This window comes from Microvirga sp. GCM10011540, assembly GCF_042650665.1.
Lineage (GTDB): Bacteria > Pseudomonadota > Alphaproteobacteria > Rhizobiales > Beijerinckiaceae > Microvirga > Microvirga lenta.
In genome coordinates, this window is sequence record NZ_JBHSBQ010000107.1 from 1 (window position 1) to 14,408 (window position 14,408).

The following is a 14,408-nucleotide window of genomic DNA, read 5'->3' on the forward strand; positions in this document are numbered from 1 at the left end:
CTTTCTCGGGATCGGGGCGGACCGTGTGGCGTTTCCGCTGGAGCGGTTCTGGCTTCGGGGCGATCAGCTGTTCATCCGGGGGGTGACGGAGCAGGATATCGAGGCGATGGACGATTATCGCGATCAGCTCGACAGCTTCCAGCGTCTGCCGCGCAACCAGCAGGCCGAGCTGCGGGTCTGGGAGTAATCCCACACCTCGCCCCACACCAAAACAACGAGCCGGCGGAGAAATCCGCCGGCTTTTCGAGCCTCGCGGTCCCGTTCGCGGAGACAGGCAGGATCCATATCCCCATGAGGAGACAAGTACGTGGCCGTCGATTACAAAACCGAATTGAAGCGACCCATCCCGCTCAGTCTCGCGATCTTGGCGGCCGTCGGCTGGCTGCTGGCCATCTTTGCGCTGGTATCGGGTTCCTCTTCCGAACGCGATTATGAGGCGCGGCTGGCCGAACTCGACGCGGCCCGCAATACGGCCGTCACGCAGCTCGAGGAGCAGCGACAAGCCGCGGGAACCCTCGAGGAATTGCGCGGCCGCATCGCAACCGCCGAGGAGGAACTGGCAAGGCTGACCCGCGAGCGCGATCAGGTGCAGCAGACCGTCGGCACCACGCAGCAGGAATTGCGGGCGCTGGAAGAGCGCTCGACCCAGCTCAATCAGCAGATCGAGGCGCAAACACAGCGATTGACGGAAGCCGGAACGCAGGTCCGGTCGATCGAGGAGCGTGTCGCCCGCGCGCGCAATGAGTTGACGGCGACGGAGCAATCCATTGCCCAACGCAGCCAGGAACTGGCCCAGGTCGGAGGGCGGCTTCAGGAGGCTCGGCAGGAAGAGGCGAGGGCGCGCGAGGAACTGGCGCGGCTGTCCCAGGAGGCTTCGGGCCGTGCGGCGCAAGCCGCCGAGGCGGAACAGCGGATCCAGCAGGCTCGGGAAGCCGAAGCCGCCGCTCAGTCGCAGCTCGCCAACCTGCAGCAGCAGCTGGCGATCCTTGAACAGCAGCTCGGAACGGCTCGTCAGGAGATGACCAATGCGCGCCGGAATCCCACCGCCGATCCGGCGGCCGAGCCTTCCCAGACGAGCAGCAGCACCGGATCGGAGCTGAGGTGCAGCAGAACCACGACAGGTTGGGACTGCTCGCGAACCCCCGCTCGGTAGGATTCGATGCCAGGAGTGGTTCGGTCCCTCTTTGGAGCGCCAGCGTACAATGTTCCGCTCCTCTCCTGGGGCGAGGCCGGAACGGCGAAATGCGCGAAGGGTTCGATAGACGAGATGGTATCCGACACGGGACAACCGTGTCGGTCGGAAAACAGGGTGATGTCCATGAAACGTAAAGCACTGACCGGGCTGCTGCTGGCAGCCATTCCCGCTGGAGCTTTTGCGAGCCAGAGCAGCCCTCAATCCAATACGGCGAGCGCGGAATGCGACCGGCTCATTCAAGTGCTGGAGCAGCGGTCTCCGACAGCGGCTCACGAGGCTCTCCAGCAGATGCGCATCTATCGGGACGGCAACCAGTACCAGGCCTGTCTCGACACGGCCCGGACCGCGCAGAGCGGGGCTGCGAGCCTGAGCGACGTACAGGTCGAACGGATCGCCGGCATCGACGTGTACAACGACAAGGGAATGCATCTCGGCGATGTGGACCGTGTCGTGGTCGGGAACGACCAGCAGACCTACGTCCTCGTGACCTACCGTGGCCCCCGCTGGCCCGGAAACAAGCAGGTCGCCCTGCCGCTGAACGACATGACGCTGAGAGACGGCCGCCTGCAGATCTCCGGCATCGGGGAGGACGAACTCCGGCTGATGCCTGCGGCGCAGGACGACGGACGGCGGTACACTACGCTGCAGGACACCGGTACCGTCAGCGTCAGGCGTCCGGCCGACCCACCCACCGAGACGGGATCCACCCGGTAGTCACCCGTCGCGGCAGAGGAGCATCAAATGAACAGGGCACTTGCGACTGCATTCACTATGCTTTTGCTGGTGCTGCCGCATACCGGGCAGGCGCAGGAGCCACAGACCCCGGCCGGCGGCAGCACGGCATCGGATTTGAACAAGCTGCCGCAATACAAGCGGGATCGGATCAAGAGCTACGTGGAAGCGCAGAACATCGCGCCGGTCACTGCGGGCAAGAGCCTGGAGGCCGGCGCGATTCTGCCGTCCACGATACCGCTGCGAGGGCTGCCCCGCGATATGATCACGGAAATTCCGGAGGTCACCAGCTATCGCTACGTGGTGATGGACGACGGCATTGCCATCGTGGAGCCGAGCAGCCGCAGGATCGTCCAAATCATCAGGTGAGGCTCGAGCCTATTTCACTCCCGGCACGGCTTTGCTGAGCTGCTGCACCTCTTTCATGTTCTTCAGATCGGACAGCGCGACGGGGAGCGACATCGCGATCTTGCCCGATGTCCTGGAAAGTTTGACGGCCGCGAACGGGACCGGAATGCGACCGGTGTTCTTGTCCTTCGTCGAGATGATGGCCGCGACGACACGCCCGCCGGGGATCACCACAAGATCTTCGACCGTTCCGACGGTGCCGCCGCCGGGCCCTGTCACCTGGGCGCCGAGCAGGTCCTTGACGAGCAGGCGATCCTTGGCGCTCGACGTCAGCGTCTGGGCCGCACTGGCTGCCGCGGATGCGACGTCGCCCGGCATCATCTGCTGAGCGGCTTGTGCTGGAGCAGGTACATTCTGGGCGGCGGCCGGCGTCACAGCCGCAATGATCAGCAGACTGCCGGCGATGAAGCTTCGCATAGGTTCCTCCAGAAACCCGTTCGGCCCGAGGCGAAGGAGACGCTTCGGACCGGACGTCAGGTTTGAGTCCAGTAGACGGGCATTCGGTAGTAGCTGTAGAGCCGCGTCTCGTAGTCCCGGTCCACGGGGCTCCAGGGGTCGTATTCAGGCGCGTTCTTGATCTCGTCGCGGGTTCGGGCGACGCGCATCGCGCGCTTCTCCCAATTGATCGCCTCGACCCATTTCGGCGGGACGATGACCTGCTTGCCCGGCCACCAGTTCTTCGTGTCGACGATGACATAGCGAACGATCCATTCGTCGGTGTCGACGAGAAAATCCTCGACGTGGCCGACCTGATCGTCGCTCCCGTGGATGTCATAGCCCGTCACCTCGCTGGCGCTGCGCAGGTGCGGATCTCCCGTCTGAGCATCGTCGGGGACATGCCCTGTCAGCGGGGTCGGAGGGGAGGTGGGGGCGGCGTGTCCTGCCGCGGGAGTGTATACGGTCGGCGGCACCCAAGCGGCACCGGCGCCGACCGGCCAATAAGGCGGCATTCCATAGTGATCGTAGATGGACGTTTCCATCTGGCGGGATACGGGCAGGTCGATGCCGGTGCCTGGGCTTTCTTCAACCTGTTCCTTGGTGAAATCGACGCTGACCGCGCGGGCTTCCACGTCTACCGAGCCAAGATGGTCGGCCGGCAGAAGCACCTTCCTGCCCAGCAGCCAACCTCCCGTGTCGACCACGAGCCAGCGAACGGCCCAAGTGTCGTCCTCGAACAGAAGATCCGCGACGCTGCCGATCTCGCCATCCTTTGCGCGGATGGAATGGCCGATGAGATTTGAGGTCTTTTGAAGCACGATCATCCCCTGACTTCTGAGTGGTGCCGCGCGGCTACAGGGCGCTCTTCTGGAAGCGCTGCGGATCGATCCGGAGACCGGCGGTCTCTGCCTGGGATTCGGTGACGAAAGGCAGGCCGTAATAGCTCGCTCCCGGGTCCCAGCGCCCGGTCGTGCCGGGATAGGGGAAAGCGAACGTGCCGCCGCCCGATGCCGCATCCCGGCTGACGAGCACGGCTATCAGACGCCCTTCCTGACTGAAGACGGCGTCGGTGACGTATCCGTAGCCGTAACCTGTCTGCAGGCGGGCGTAGTCGCCGATGACCTCCGTCAGCCGGAACTCCCGCGGTAACGTCGAAACGCCTTCGGTGCCTGGAAACAGGCCGTATTGCGGCTTCTCGCTGTTGTCCGCCAGGCTGACCGTCACGCCGTTCTGTCCTGGCGTGAGATTCACCTCGTTCCATGGAATGCGGTAGACCGCATCGGGTATGCCGAGAGCTCCGCCGCCCTCGATGACCAGGGCTGCGAGACGCCCGTCGGCATCGATGATGAGGTCGCGTACCGTGCCGATCTGCTCTCCGCCTTTCCGGGTCACGCCTTGGCCGATCAACTGCCGGGAGCGCCAGCCCTGGTACAGCGCGTCCGGAGCAAGCTGGCTGACCTGACCCGGCAGGGCCGGGGCCACGGCCGGGTTCTGGCCCTGCGAGAAGGCAGGCGTCGCTAGCACGGTTACGATAACCGCCGAGATTCCGATCCGGGACAGCATCATGATCAGTCTCCCTCATGAAGTCGGCGCGAGTCGATCGCGGCCACGTGGCTGAAGAAGCAATGCAGCAGCGAGCAACGGGTTCGGGGTTCGGTCCGGCAGCGTACCGACAGTAATGTCCCGCCGCGGCCATGACTGTCGCAAAGAGAAAGCGGAATCTTATTTAACTAGGTCATAGGGGTCACAGGCACTTCACGGGGCCTGAGAGGCTGCGCGTCAAGATGATCGGCCGAACGGGCCTGCGAGCGCAGATGAACGTTACGAACACTTCATCTTGCCGTAAGCACGTTTTCACGCGCCTGACCCCATCTGAATTGCATCCGAGGCAAGACCTCATTGCGCTGATGGAGAACACAGCATGACCTACCTGTACTCGAGATCCAGCGACGCGCCGCGCCGCGCCGGGAAAACGCGATCCGCTCTCCTTGGCGCCGTTGCTCTGGCGACCGTCGCCGCGGTTGGCGGCGGTGCCGCCCTGCCGGCCTTCGCCCAGGCGCCGCAGACAGCCACGGCTCCGGCAGCGACGGTCCCTTCGTTCGCCGATGTCGTCGACCGCGTGAAGCCGGCCGTCGTGTCCGTACGGGCTAAGGCCGAGGCGACCCAGAGCGCGGCCAGCCCGTCGGCCCGGCCGGATTCGAACCTTCCCGATTTCGGGCTTCCGGACGATCACCCTTTCCAGGAGTTCTTCAAGAGGTTCCGCGGCCAAGGCGGGCAGAACAACGAGGGCCCGCGTTTCAGCCAGCCGCGTCCGCGGCAGGGCGCCTCGCAGGGTTCGGGCTTCTTCATCTCGGCCGACGGCTATCTCGTGACCAATAACCACGTCATCGACAAGAGCTCCGAGGTCGAGGTTCTCATGGACGACGGCCGCACGCTGCCGGCCGAGATCGTCGGAACCGATCCGAAGACCGACCTGGCGCTGCTGAAGGTGAAAGAGGGTGGGCCGTTCAAGTTCGTCGAGCTGGCTCCCGACGCTCCGCGCGTCGGAGACTGGGTGCTCGCCGTCGGCAACCCGTTCGGCCTCGGCGGAACGGTGACAGCGGGCATCGTTTCGGCTCGGGCGCGTGACATCGGCGCTGGCCCCTATGACGACTTCCTGCAGATCGACGCGCCGGTCAACCGTGGCAATTCCGGCGGACCGACCTTCAATCAGCGCGGTCAGGTGGTCGGCGTGAACACGGCAATCGCCTCGCCGTCTGGCGGCAATGTCGGTATCGCCTTCGCCATTCCCTCGGAGACGGTTCAGAACGTCGTGACCCAGCTCAGGGAAAAGGGCACCGTCGAGCGCGGCTTCTTGGGCGTGCAGATCCAGCCCGTGACCAAGGACATCGCCGCAAGCATCGGACTTCCGAAGAGCGAGGGTGCTATCGTCGCCCGTGTCGAGGATAACGGCCCGGCGGCAAAGGCCGGACTGAAGGCGGGCGACGTCGTTCTCTCCGTCAACGGAAAGCCGGTCAGCGATGCGCGCGACCTGTCCAGGACCGTCGCTTCCCTGAACGCCGGAACGACGGCCACCCTGCAGGTCTGGCGCGATGGGAAGCAGCAGGATGTCTCCGTCACGATCGGCAAGATGCCCTCGACCACCACGGCTGCCGCGGATTCGAAGACTGGTACCGAGGTGGGCAAGCTCGGGCTGAACCTGGCACCGGCATCCGCTACGGGCGACAACGACAAGGCAGGCGTTGCCGTCGTCGGTGTGGAGCCCGGCAGCCCGGCCGCCGAGAAAGGCTTCAAGACGGGCGATGTCATCGCGCAGGTCGCAGGCCAGCCGGTTCAGACCCCGGCGGACGTGAAGAACGCTCTCGAGGCGAGCCGCAAGGACGGAAAGAAGAGCGTGCTCTTCCTTGTCGAGGCGAAGGAAGGGACCCGCTTCATCGCACTCCAAATTCCTGCCGCCTAAACTTCTCTCGACTTCCGGCAGGCTGGATCTCCAGCCTGCCGGGCATTGAATATCCGAAACATGGTTTCGATTATCCCGCGCATTATACTAGTGCATAGCGATTGTCCGACGCCTTAGCCCGTTTGCGGATGGCGGATTGTCAGGGTTGATGCTAGGCGGAAAGCAACATCATACCAAAGGGTCGCCCCATGATGACCGTCGCGGTCCCGCCGCGCAACAAGCTCCTGGCGTCGTTGCCTGCGGAGGATTTTCGGCGGCTGAGCCCTAAGCTGGAAGCCGTACCACTCAAGGCTCGGCGGATCCTGCATCACGCGAAGCTTCCCATCGAGCACGTCTACTTCGTCGAGGACGGGCTGGTGTCGGTTGTGGCCAACACGGACGGCGACAACCATGGAGTCGAGGCTTGGCTGATCGGGTGCGAGGGTATGGCGGGCATCACCGTCATCCTGGGCGCCGAGAGTTCTCCTCATCGAAGGGTCGTTCAGGCCGAAGGCAGCGCACTGCGCCTGCGAACCCCGGATTTGCTCGATGCGGTGAACGAGATGCCGGCGCTTCGGGGGATTCTCCTCCGGTATGTGCACGGGATCCTGGTGCAGGCCAGTCAGTCCGGAGCCTGCAATGCGCGTCACTCTCTTCCGCAGCGCCTCGCGCGATGGCTGCTCATGGCGCAGGACCGGTTGAATCGCAGCGATCTGCCGCTGACCCACGACATCCTGTCGAAGATGCTCGGCGTTCGCCGCGCCAGCGTGACGGAGGCCGTTCACGTCCTTGCCCGTGCGGACGCGATCTGCGCAGGCGAGCGCGGACACATCCATGTCCTCGACCGCGGCAAGCTCGAGGGCCTCGCCTGCGGCTGCTATTTCACGATCAGAGCCGAGTTCGACCGGTTCACGACTCCTCCCGAGGCCGTGTCATCTCCCAAGGCCGCCGGCGAAAGAGCCGAGCAGCCGTCGGCAATAGGTCTCGAAGATGTCCCATAGAGCCGGCTGGAGCGGGCAAGCTCACGCCTGTTGGGCCTGCTCCATTCTCTGCGGCTGAATACCGTTTCCCCAGTCCTCGATGTATCCGGGCTTGAACCCGCTGACCTCCGCGAGGTGCGGTGCATCCAGCAATTCGATGACCTGCCCGTCGAACCGCAGAAGTCCGTCACGGCGCATGCGCTGCAGAATGCGGTTGACATAGGGTGTGGTGAGGCCGGTGCAGTCCGCGATATCTTCCTGAGTTGCAGGCAGGTGAAATGACGGGCCGTCGGTCAGGCCGCGCAGATGCAGTCGCCGGTACAGTTCCATGAAAAGGTGGGCGATACGGGCATAGGCGTCTCGGCGCCCCAATCTCACCTCCCACTGGTGGAGGATGGCTTCCTCGCGCAACGTCATCAGGAACAGAACCGATCCGAGCCGCGGATATTCCCGTTGCAGGTCGTGGAACGTCTCGAGGGGCAGTACCGCGACCTTGCTCGTCACGAGCGGAGCGACCGAATGCGGAATGGCCGCGTAGGCCAGACTATCGATGCCGGCAATCTCGCCGGGCAGCCGAAAATTGAGAACCTGGCGCCGCCCATCGCGGAGGATCTTGTATTCGATCAGCCACCCCTGCAGCACGATGAGAGCATAGTCATAGCTCTTGCCGTCTCCCAGAAGCGGTCGCCGGGCCGAGGCCTCCTTGCTCTGCGATTCGAGGCGGTGCAGGAAATCGAGTTCGTCCGAGCTCAGAGCGAACAACTGCTCGAAACCGCGAAGGAAAGGTGACCGTTTGGCCAGCTCAGTCAAGACATCGCTCCATGGCCGATGCGAGGGAGGCGAAGTCTAGGACAGGTCCTGTCGGTTCGTCCACGTGAGGCTCGTCTTCGAACCGCGGGGCCGCATGATTTCGCGAAATCGAGCTCACGACCCTGTCTTCCCTCAAATCGGTACGATGCCGCACTGAGCTTCTTCATATCGCGAGAACCTTTCGTGTCGTGGACGCTTTTCTTTGCATGGGACGCCTCGAGGGTGTCCTGCCCCGAAGCCGGATCTCCGATCTTAACCAGTTCGGTGGGCCGATGGGCGGGAGGAGAACCGTCGCAGGTAACCCTAAGACTCCTGACCAGGTGCGTTTCCGGAACTACCCCGCTCCAGACCCCCCTCCCTGGAGCGGGGTTTTCTTTGCGCCTCGGGGCCTGATGACGGAAGGCGGTTTCGGATCTTCCGGGCCGTTCCTATCGGCCGGCGACATCCTTCAGGGAGATCATGGTGACCATGCGGCCGGTACCATCCACGACTTCAAGGTGATAGTGCTTGATGCTGTCTTGATCCAAGATGCCCTGGGCGATGAGATCGACCGCATCGGCGAGGGCATACTTCATGGCCGCAGCGTCATCGCGTAAATTCACGCCCTCCAGGTCGAGGGTCTTCGCATCCTTCCTGACGATATTAACGTAATAGAGAGGCATATCCGCTCCACAACGTCACCTCGCGATGACGGTGCCTTCTGGCCTCCTCACATCCCACGGAACCCCACGCACGAAGAGCCGGGTCTCTCGGCTGCCCGAGATGCGCGCATGTGCTGTACCCTGTCTTCCCTCCAGCGCCTCCAAGGGATCGATCGGGTCATCCGGCGCGGGCAGCCGCCGCCAGCCGCGCTGGCGATCCATCTTTCCGACGCGCCGGACAACGCTAACCTCACTCTTGCAGTCCGCCCATCCAGCGGGACGACTTTTCTGGCGGAGCCATTTCGCCTTTTAGCGGTCGCGTTGGATGACGCCGCATGCAATTCGATCGCCGGCTGCCCCTGACGGCTGGCTTCTGTAGTCGTCGGCGGTGGCATGGATCACGAGCGCGGAGCCGTCCTGGTCGAACAGCGTTGCGTCTCCGCTGAACCCGACATTGGGGTTGAAGACCTCGGCAAGCAGCTTGCCATCCTGGCCCACCGTCTGGTTCGGCATATCGCCTGCATGCGGGCCGCCTTCCTGCCAATAGCCGTGGGGCTTGCCTCCGGGATTGTAGTGGCCACCCGCGGATTCGAACCCGCCCGACGCGTCGCAGCGCCCAACCTCATGAATGTGGAAGCCATGAACGCCGGGCGGCAGGTTGGCGACGTCGGCTCTGACCAGCACGCCGTTGGGCGTCTCGATCAACGTGGCCGTTCCGATGGTTTTGCCTTCCTTGTCCATGAAGACCGCTCTCGCGCTCAACGGGGTCGAGGATGTCGGCTGTTGCGCCCAGCCGGGAGTTGCGCCGGCGACGAATGCCAGGCAGAGGAGAATTCTTTTCATAGCGGTAGTCACCTCCGAGTATCGCTGGAGCCACGTCCTCTGCATCGCGTAGGAGGGTCGGCGACGTCCACGGTCAGTCCGCCATTTCCCCGCCGGTCGAGGACTTGGGACGACAACAAACCTGTCAGGCTCGGCGTTCCGCTGTATCGATGATACGCGGCCATATTCAGTACGCTGGCGCACTGATTCAGAAGGTGCGGATGGGTGCTGGGATGAGACCGGCGTCGGGAGCGACTATCCCAGGACGAGCAGGCCTATCAGGGCAACCAGGGCCAAGGCGAGCAATCCGCTGGGCCAGAACCCCCAGGTCCGGCTGTATGGCCACACAGGCACCGTCGCGATGATGAAGAGAATGACGACGCTGATGAGGATGGCACTATAAGGCATACGACTCGACCCTTTTGACGCGGAGGACGGAGAGGATTTGCCTCATATAGGGCGCTGCCGGTCGTAGGCCGCCGCTCCTGCCGTTTTGATCAGGGTTTCTAGCATTTGGAAATGCGCTGCCCAGTCCCGTGCGTCGATGGGGCAGGGGCCTCGTCTCGTCGCTGAAAGGAGCCGGTCGGGAGGGAAGAGGGGCGGGTTTCCCCGCCCCGGCTAGCCTTACTGCTGCGGCTTGGGCATGGTGGTGCTGCCGCCGGTCGAGGACCCGGACGAGCCGCCCGAGCTCGGCGAGGCAGCTGCACCGCTGGTGCTCGATCCGGAACCGGATGTTCCGCCCGTCGAACCCGTCGTCGCAGCCGCGTTGTTGCCGCCCATCACCGGCGGGTTGAGAACCACCAGGATGCGATCGCCGTCCTTCGTGGAAGCCTGCACCAGATAGGTGGCGTCGAGGATCTGGACATTCGTGAAGCCAGCATCCCGCATCACCTGACGGACCTTGTCCTGCGACATGGCCTTCGGCATCGAAGCGGACTGGGACGCGGAGGTCGAGCCGGCAGAGCCGGAGCCGGAGCCGGACTGCTGGTTCTGCTGCGTCTGGGCTACGGCCGCTGAGGAGCCCAGGGCCAGGCCTGCGATGGCAGAAATCGTAAGAAGCTTATTACGCATGTCGTTTTCCCTTCTCTCAATGATCTTCCAAGCTGCGCGCTTTGCGCCGGGAGGACCGTTCAGGACATGCCGCTGGGTTGCCGCGCCGCATGGCGCAACTCAATGCGAGCTTGATGATCGAGGTTGCCCGCCTCCGCGCCCCCTTGTGAGGAACACGGTCGCGATCCCGAAGGATTGCGGCCGCCCACGGTGCCTGCACGGACAACAGAAGCGATCTTGAGGAGTTCCTGGCATCTGTGCGTACTGAGTACGTTACCGAACTGAACTGAAAGGGAGCATGGAATGGCGTCGACAGCGCCGGCGTGGGGCGCCGGGCAGGACGACGTGACCGGGAACACCGAAGGCAGCGCGGAAGAGCGGTCGCTTACAACAGCCATTCGACAGGAAGGATACGCATGCAACCGGCCAGAATCCGCGCGGGCAGCGTGGCACCCGGCTCCTGGGGCCGTACCGAGCCGTCATCGATCCAGACGAGCCTGCCGCGGCGGATTTCAACCCGGTAGCTCTGGGACGGAGACCGCACCTGCTTCATCGTTGCCGCAAGCTCCCGGGCGAAGGCCTCGCCCTCAATCAGCAGCACCAGCTCCGTGTTGTGGTCCGCCGAGCGCGGATCGAGATTATAGGAGCCGATCACCGACAGGCGCTGGTCCGCGAGCATTACCTTGGCGTGCAGGCCTGCGCCGCCGGAACTCCCCAGCAGGGACAGGGCGCGCCTCACCCTGGCATCCGGCTGCAGTTCGTACAATTCGACACCGGCCGCGAGCAGGGCGCGGCGGTGGCGCGAGTACCCGATCTGAGCCGGCAGCACGTCGTTGGTGCCAAGGGAATTGGTGACGATCCGAACTGCCACCCCGTGCGCGGTCAACTTTCGGAAACGCGCCAGATCCTCGTCGTCTGGGATCAGATAGCCGGCCTCGATGTCGAGCGAGCTCCTGATGTCGTTGAGAGTATCCCAGAGCCTCTGCTGGAGCCGGCCCGCGCCTGCAGCATATCCCGGCACATCGTCCAGCACGGTCGCGGGTGCCCAGATCAGATCACGCAGGAGCGCGTCCAGATCGATCCCGCGCCCGGCGAGCGTTTCACCGAGCAGGGACTGGTCACTTTGCAAGGATTGCGGCTTCCCTTGCTCGCGGCGCCGGCTCATGTGCTCGTCGATGCTGCGCTCCAGACTTTCGAGGATGGCATCGACCTCCGCCTCCTTCGCGCGCTCCTTCACCCCGAAGGCCGTAGACGGCATGGCGAACTCGCTGTCCCAGAACCGCTCGAAGGAGGCCTCCACCGCCTGCGCGGCCGGTCCGACGGTCAGCACGTCGATGTCGCGAAAGTTCATGTTTGCCGCCAGGCCGAAGTAAACGTCCCCGATGTTGCGGCCGCCGAGAATCGCGGCGGCGCCATCCACGACCAGCGCCTTGTTGTGCATGCGACGGTTCAGGCGGTGGAAGGAGAACAGCCAGTTCAGGAAATAGGCGCGGCGTGTCACCGACGGGTTGTAAACCCGCACGGTGATGTGCGGATGAGCTGCGAGGAGGTGCAGAAGTCGCCTGGTCGAGTGGGCATGGAGGTCGTCGAGCAGAATGCGCACGCGCACGCCGCGCTCGGCGGCATGCAGTACCGCCAGCGCCATGAGGCGGCCGGCCAGATCGTCGTGCCAGGCGTAGTATTGCAGATCGATGGTGTTGGCTGCGGCCTGCACAAGGGCAAGGCGCGCTCCAAGCGCCTGGGGGCCGTCGGGGAGGAGGCGGTGACCGCTCTTGTCCCCATGCCCGCCCGCCCCGGCCCGTGCGGCTTCGGCTATGCGTGAGGGGCGCATGGGCCGCTCCGGCCGGAACTCGTCGCCCCGATTGACCAGTTGCTCGCGAACCCGCCTGAAACGCCGCTCCGCCAGAGCCACGAGCAGCCCAACGGAGAGGATCCCGGCCAGGACGCCGATGGTCCAACGCGCCGCAAGCTTGAGCATGGCAGTCACTGCCACGCCTGCCGAGTGTGACGCGCCGGACAACGCTGCATCGCGCAACGGGCACGCTGGCACATGGTCGGGGAAGTCGGGCCCTCGGCGCAGAGATCCCGGTGCGCAGGCCACCTGACGATTGCGTAGGAGCGCATGGACGGCAAGCGGATCAAACCTTGGAAAACGGAAACCATTGGCTGCATCCCGTCGGATTGTTTCTGCCGAACCTAGCCGCTCGCGGTCTGCGGCTGGCAGGTATGGACCCTGCCACTCGGCTCGCAAGGGAGAAAATGCACTCGGGTCCCTGGGGTTCGGCCCGGCCCCTATGTGTCCGCGACCTCCGTCGGAGTTGCGCCGGGAATGATCGTGAACGGCTGGAAGTGCGATTCAGCTCTGGCCTAGGATTGCGAAAAGGGCTTTCGTCGTGAGGATCACCATCCAGGGAAAGATGTAGAAGGCGTTCAGCGGCAGGATGGCGGGCATGGGCTCGACCTCGCCCTGCTGATCCGTCGAGCGACGCAGGAACGCCATCGCCACCGGTCCCCAGCCCGTCGTGACTGCAATGAAAGCGGTGGCGATCACCGCACCGTAATAGCGCCCCACGACCTTGGCGAAGAGCGGAAACAGGAGCCAGCCGAAGGCCGCACTGGTCATGATGGCGAGCGCGCCTGCCAACCCCATCATGGGGGTGATCGACGTGATCTTGTGCAGCGGAATGCTCATGATCGCGTAGGTGAGCACGAAGCTCATCGTCGGGCCGAGCAGGAGCGTGGTCAGGGCCGCTTCCGGGAAGCGGTCCGGCCCCATGGCCTTGTCCGCGGACAACCGTGTCAGTCCACCCAAAAGGTACGAGATCACGATTACCGGCAGATGGTCGGGCTCGAGGCCCGGCACGGTTGCAAGGAGCAGCTGCTGGATGCCGAACGCCACGGCGACGATGGCAAGGATCAGTGCAAGCACATGCGTCTCGCGCTGTCCGAAGGCGGTCAACGGAACATTCGGCGTCTGCTGGTGCTGGGCGGGCGGTCGAGGCGGCTCCTGACCGGCCCGCCTGAAAAATCTGGAGCCGCACCAGGATGCCAGGAGCGGCCCGAGGATGATGCCCACCATCATCATTCCCTGGGCCGTCGTCTCCGGGTCAGGGAAAGCCGGGCGGAGGAGGCCTGCAACCGGCGGCACCTGCGCAGGCGGGTTCAGGTTGTAAGGAGCTCCCACATAGGACAGCGGCCCCGTCACGATTGCCGTCTCCAGAGGGTGGGACGTGAGGAACGCCAGCGGGAGCACGGCCAGGAGCTGGAGCCAGTACAGGCAGAAGCCCGCCAGCAAGAACAATCCCAGCGCGGGCAAGCCCTTGCGCAGGACCTTGGGCGTGAGGTGCAGCCCCATATTGGTGGTGAGCAACGCGATCAGGAAGTCGACCGGAATGCCCTGATGCGGCACGCGCAGCGGCATGCCGAGAGCGCGGGGGATCAGCAGGAAAAGGGCCGCCAGGAAACCTGCCGTGATCGGAAGGGGGAGGATGCGCCGGATCCAGGGGAGCCGCCGGTCCGCAAGATCAACGGCCACGAAAGCAGCCCCGGCGAGGGCGACGGCGGCATAGAATGGGATTTCGGCATCGCTCACCGCTCAGGCTCCGTCTAGGAGGCAACAAGGGTGAGCAGGGCGAAGCCAGCGATGAAGAAGGCAGCGGCGGTCCGGCTCTCCTCGGACACTACGGGAACCTCGCCCAACGTCTCCTCGACCGCCACGAGAATAAGAAGGCCTACCGTAAACGCAAGAGCGGTGAGTTGGATCGCCCGGTTCTGATGAGGTGGACGCCCCCCAACGGCCTCAGTGTGCCAAAGTGGAGGTGTTGAACTGCACCACTTGAGGGAGGCGTCCATGGGAGAGGTTAGCACAATCGGGTTGGATCTGGCGAAGAGCG

Annotated in this window: 17 protein-coding genes; 6 read left to right on the plus strand and 11 right to left on the minus strand. The window is 64.3% G+C overall.

Annotated features, from left to right (window positions below):
• The 4 genes from ACFOYU_RS16115 to ACFOYU_RS16130 form a co-directional block, all read left to right on the plus strand.
• Positions 1-187: hypothetical protein (locus ACFOYU_RS16115; RefSeq protein WP_377034380.1), on the plus strand; the 187-nt coding region annotated here is incomplete at its 5' end.
• Positions 188-307: 120 nt separating this feature from the next.
• Complete coding sequence (locus ACFOYU_RS16120) at positions 308-1,153, plus strand: hypothetical protein (protein ID WP_377034381.1); 846 nt, start codon at positions 308-310, stop codon at positions 1,151-1,153.
• Between the two features lie 165 nt (positions 1,154-1,318).
• Positions 1,319-1,909, plus strand: coding sequence for a PRC-barrel domain-containing protein (locus ACFOYU_RS16125; protein ID WP_377034382.1), 591 nt, complete (start codon positions 1,319-1,321; stop codon positions 1,907-1,909).
• Positions 1,910-1,936: 27 nt separating this feature from the next.
• Positions 1,937-2,296, plus strand: a complete 360-nt coding sequence (locus ACFOYU_RS16130) for a DUF1236 domain-containing protein (protein WP_226742476.1) — start codon at positions 1,937-1,939, stop codon at positions 2,294-2,296.
• Between the two features lie 9 nt (positions 2,297-2,305).
• On the opposite strand, the gene ACFOYU_RS16135 is transcribed toward ACFOYU_RS16130, so the two are convergent.
• The 3 genes from ACFOYU_RS16135 to ACFOYU_RS16145 are packed head-to-tail and all read right to left on the minus strand — an operon-like array spanning position 2,306 to position 4,339.
• Positions 2,306-2,752: a PRC-barrel domain-containing protein gene (locus tag ACFOYU_RS16135; RefSeq protein WP_377034383.1), complete on the minus strand. Its 447-nt coding sequence runs from the start codon at positions 2,750-2,752 to the stop codon at positions 2,306-2,308.
• A 56-nt stretch (positions 2,753-2,808) separates the two neighbouring features.
• Entirely contained in the window at positions 2,809-3,597 is a 789-nt protein-coding gene (locus ACFOYU_RS16140; RefSeq protein WP_377034384.1) for a PRC-barrel domain-containing protein, read from the minus strand.
• Between the two features lie 28 nt (positions 3,598-3,625).
• Positions 3,626-4,339 carry a PRC-barrel domain-containing protein gene (locus ACFOYU_RS16145; protein ID WP_226742479.1) on the minus strand — a complete coding sequence of 238 codons (714 nt, stop codon included), beginning with the start codon at positions 4,337-4,339 and terminating at the stop codon, positions 3,626-3,628.
• A gap of 355 nt (positions 4,340-4,694) precedes the next feature.
• On the opposite strand from ACFOYU_RS16145, the gene ACFOYU_RS16150 reads away from it, so the two are divergent.
• Positions 4,695-6,233, plus strand: a complete 1,539-nt coding sequence (locus tag ACFOYU_RS16150; protein WP_377034385.1) for a Do family serine endopeptidase — start codon at positions 4,695-4,697, stop codon at positions 6,231-6,233.
• A 188-nt stretch (positions 6,234-6,421) separates the two neighbouring features.
• On the plus strand, positions 6,422-7,213 hold the full coding sequence (locus ACFOYU_RS16155) for a Crp/Fnr family transcriptional regulator (protein WP_377034386.1): 792 nt from the start codon (positions 6,422-6,424) through the stop codon (positions 7,211-7,213).
• A 21-nt stretch (positions 7,214-7,234) separates the two neighbouring features.
• Here ACFOYU_RS16155 and ACFOYU_RS16160 read toward each other — a convergent pair whose 3' ends face one another.
• The 8 genes from ACFOYU_RS16160 to ACFOYU_RS16195 form a co-directional block, all read right to left on the minus strand.
• The gene (locus tag ACFOYU_RS16160) at positions 7,235-8,002 is read right to left on the minus strand and encodes a Crp/Fnr family transcriptional regulator (protein ID WP_377034387.1); all 768 of its coding nucleotides are present in this window, start codon (positions 8,000-8,002) and stop codon (positions 7,235-7,237) included.
• A gap of 428 nt (positions 8,003-8,430) precedes the next feature.
• Positions 8,431-8,664: a DUF6894 family protein gene (locus ACFOYU_RS16165; RefSeq protein ID WP_226742483.1), complete on the minus strand. Its 234-nt coding sequence runs from the start codon at positions 8,662-8,664 to the stop codon at positions 8,431-8,433.
• A 288-nt stretch (positions 8,665-8,952) separates the two neighbouring features.
• On the minus strand, positions 8,953-9,384 hold the full coding sequence (locus tag ACFOYU_RS16170) for a superoxide dismutase family protein (protein WP_226742484.1): 432 nt from the start codon (positions 9,382-9,384) through the stop codon (positions 8,953-8,955).
• A gap of 336 nt (positions 9,385-9,720) precedes the next feature.
• Positions 9,721-9,873 carry a DUF3309 family protein gene (locus ACFOYU_RS16175; RefSeq protein WP_377034388.1) on the minus strand — a complete coding sequence of 51 codons (153 nt, stop codon included), beginning with the start codon at positions 9,871-9,873 and terminating at the stop codon, positions 9,721-9,723.
• A 216-nt stretch (positions 9,874-10,089) separates the two neighbouring features.
• Positions 10,090-10,536 carry a hypothetical protein gene (locus ACFOYU_RS16180; RefSeq protein WP_377034389.1) on the minus strand — a complete coding sequence of 149 codons (447 nt, stop codon included), beginning with the start codon at positions 10,534-10,536 and terminating at the stop codon, positions 10,090-10,092.
• A 364-nt stretch (positions 10,537-10,900) separates the two neighbouring features.
• Positions 10,901-12,493: a phospholipase D family protein gene (locus ACFOYU_RS16185; RefSeq protein ID WP_377034390.1), complete on the minus strand. Its 1,593-nt coding sequence runs from the start codon at positions 12,491-12,493 to the stop codon at positions 10,901-10,903.
• A 378-nt stretch (positions 12,494-12,871) separates the two neighbouring features.
• Positions 12,872-14,107: a sodium/glutamate symporter gene (locus ACFOYU_RS16190; RefSeq protein ID WP_377034391.1), complete on the minus strand. Its 1,236-nt coding sequence runs from the start codon at positions 14,105-14,107 to the stop codon at positions 12,872-12,874.
• Positions 14,108-14,121: 14 nt separating this feature from the next.
• On the minus strand, positions 14,122-14,408 hold a 287-nt coding region (locus ACFOYU_RS16195; protein ID WP_377034392.1), incomplete at its 5' end, for a hypothetical protein.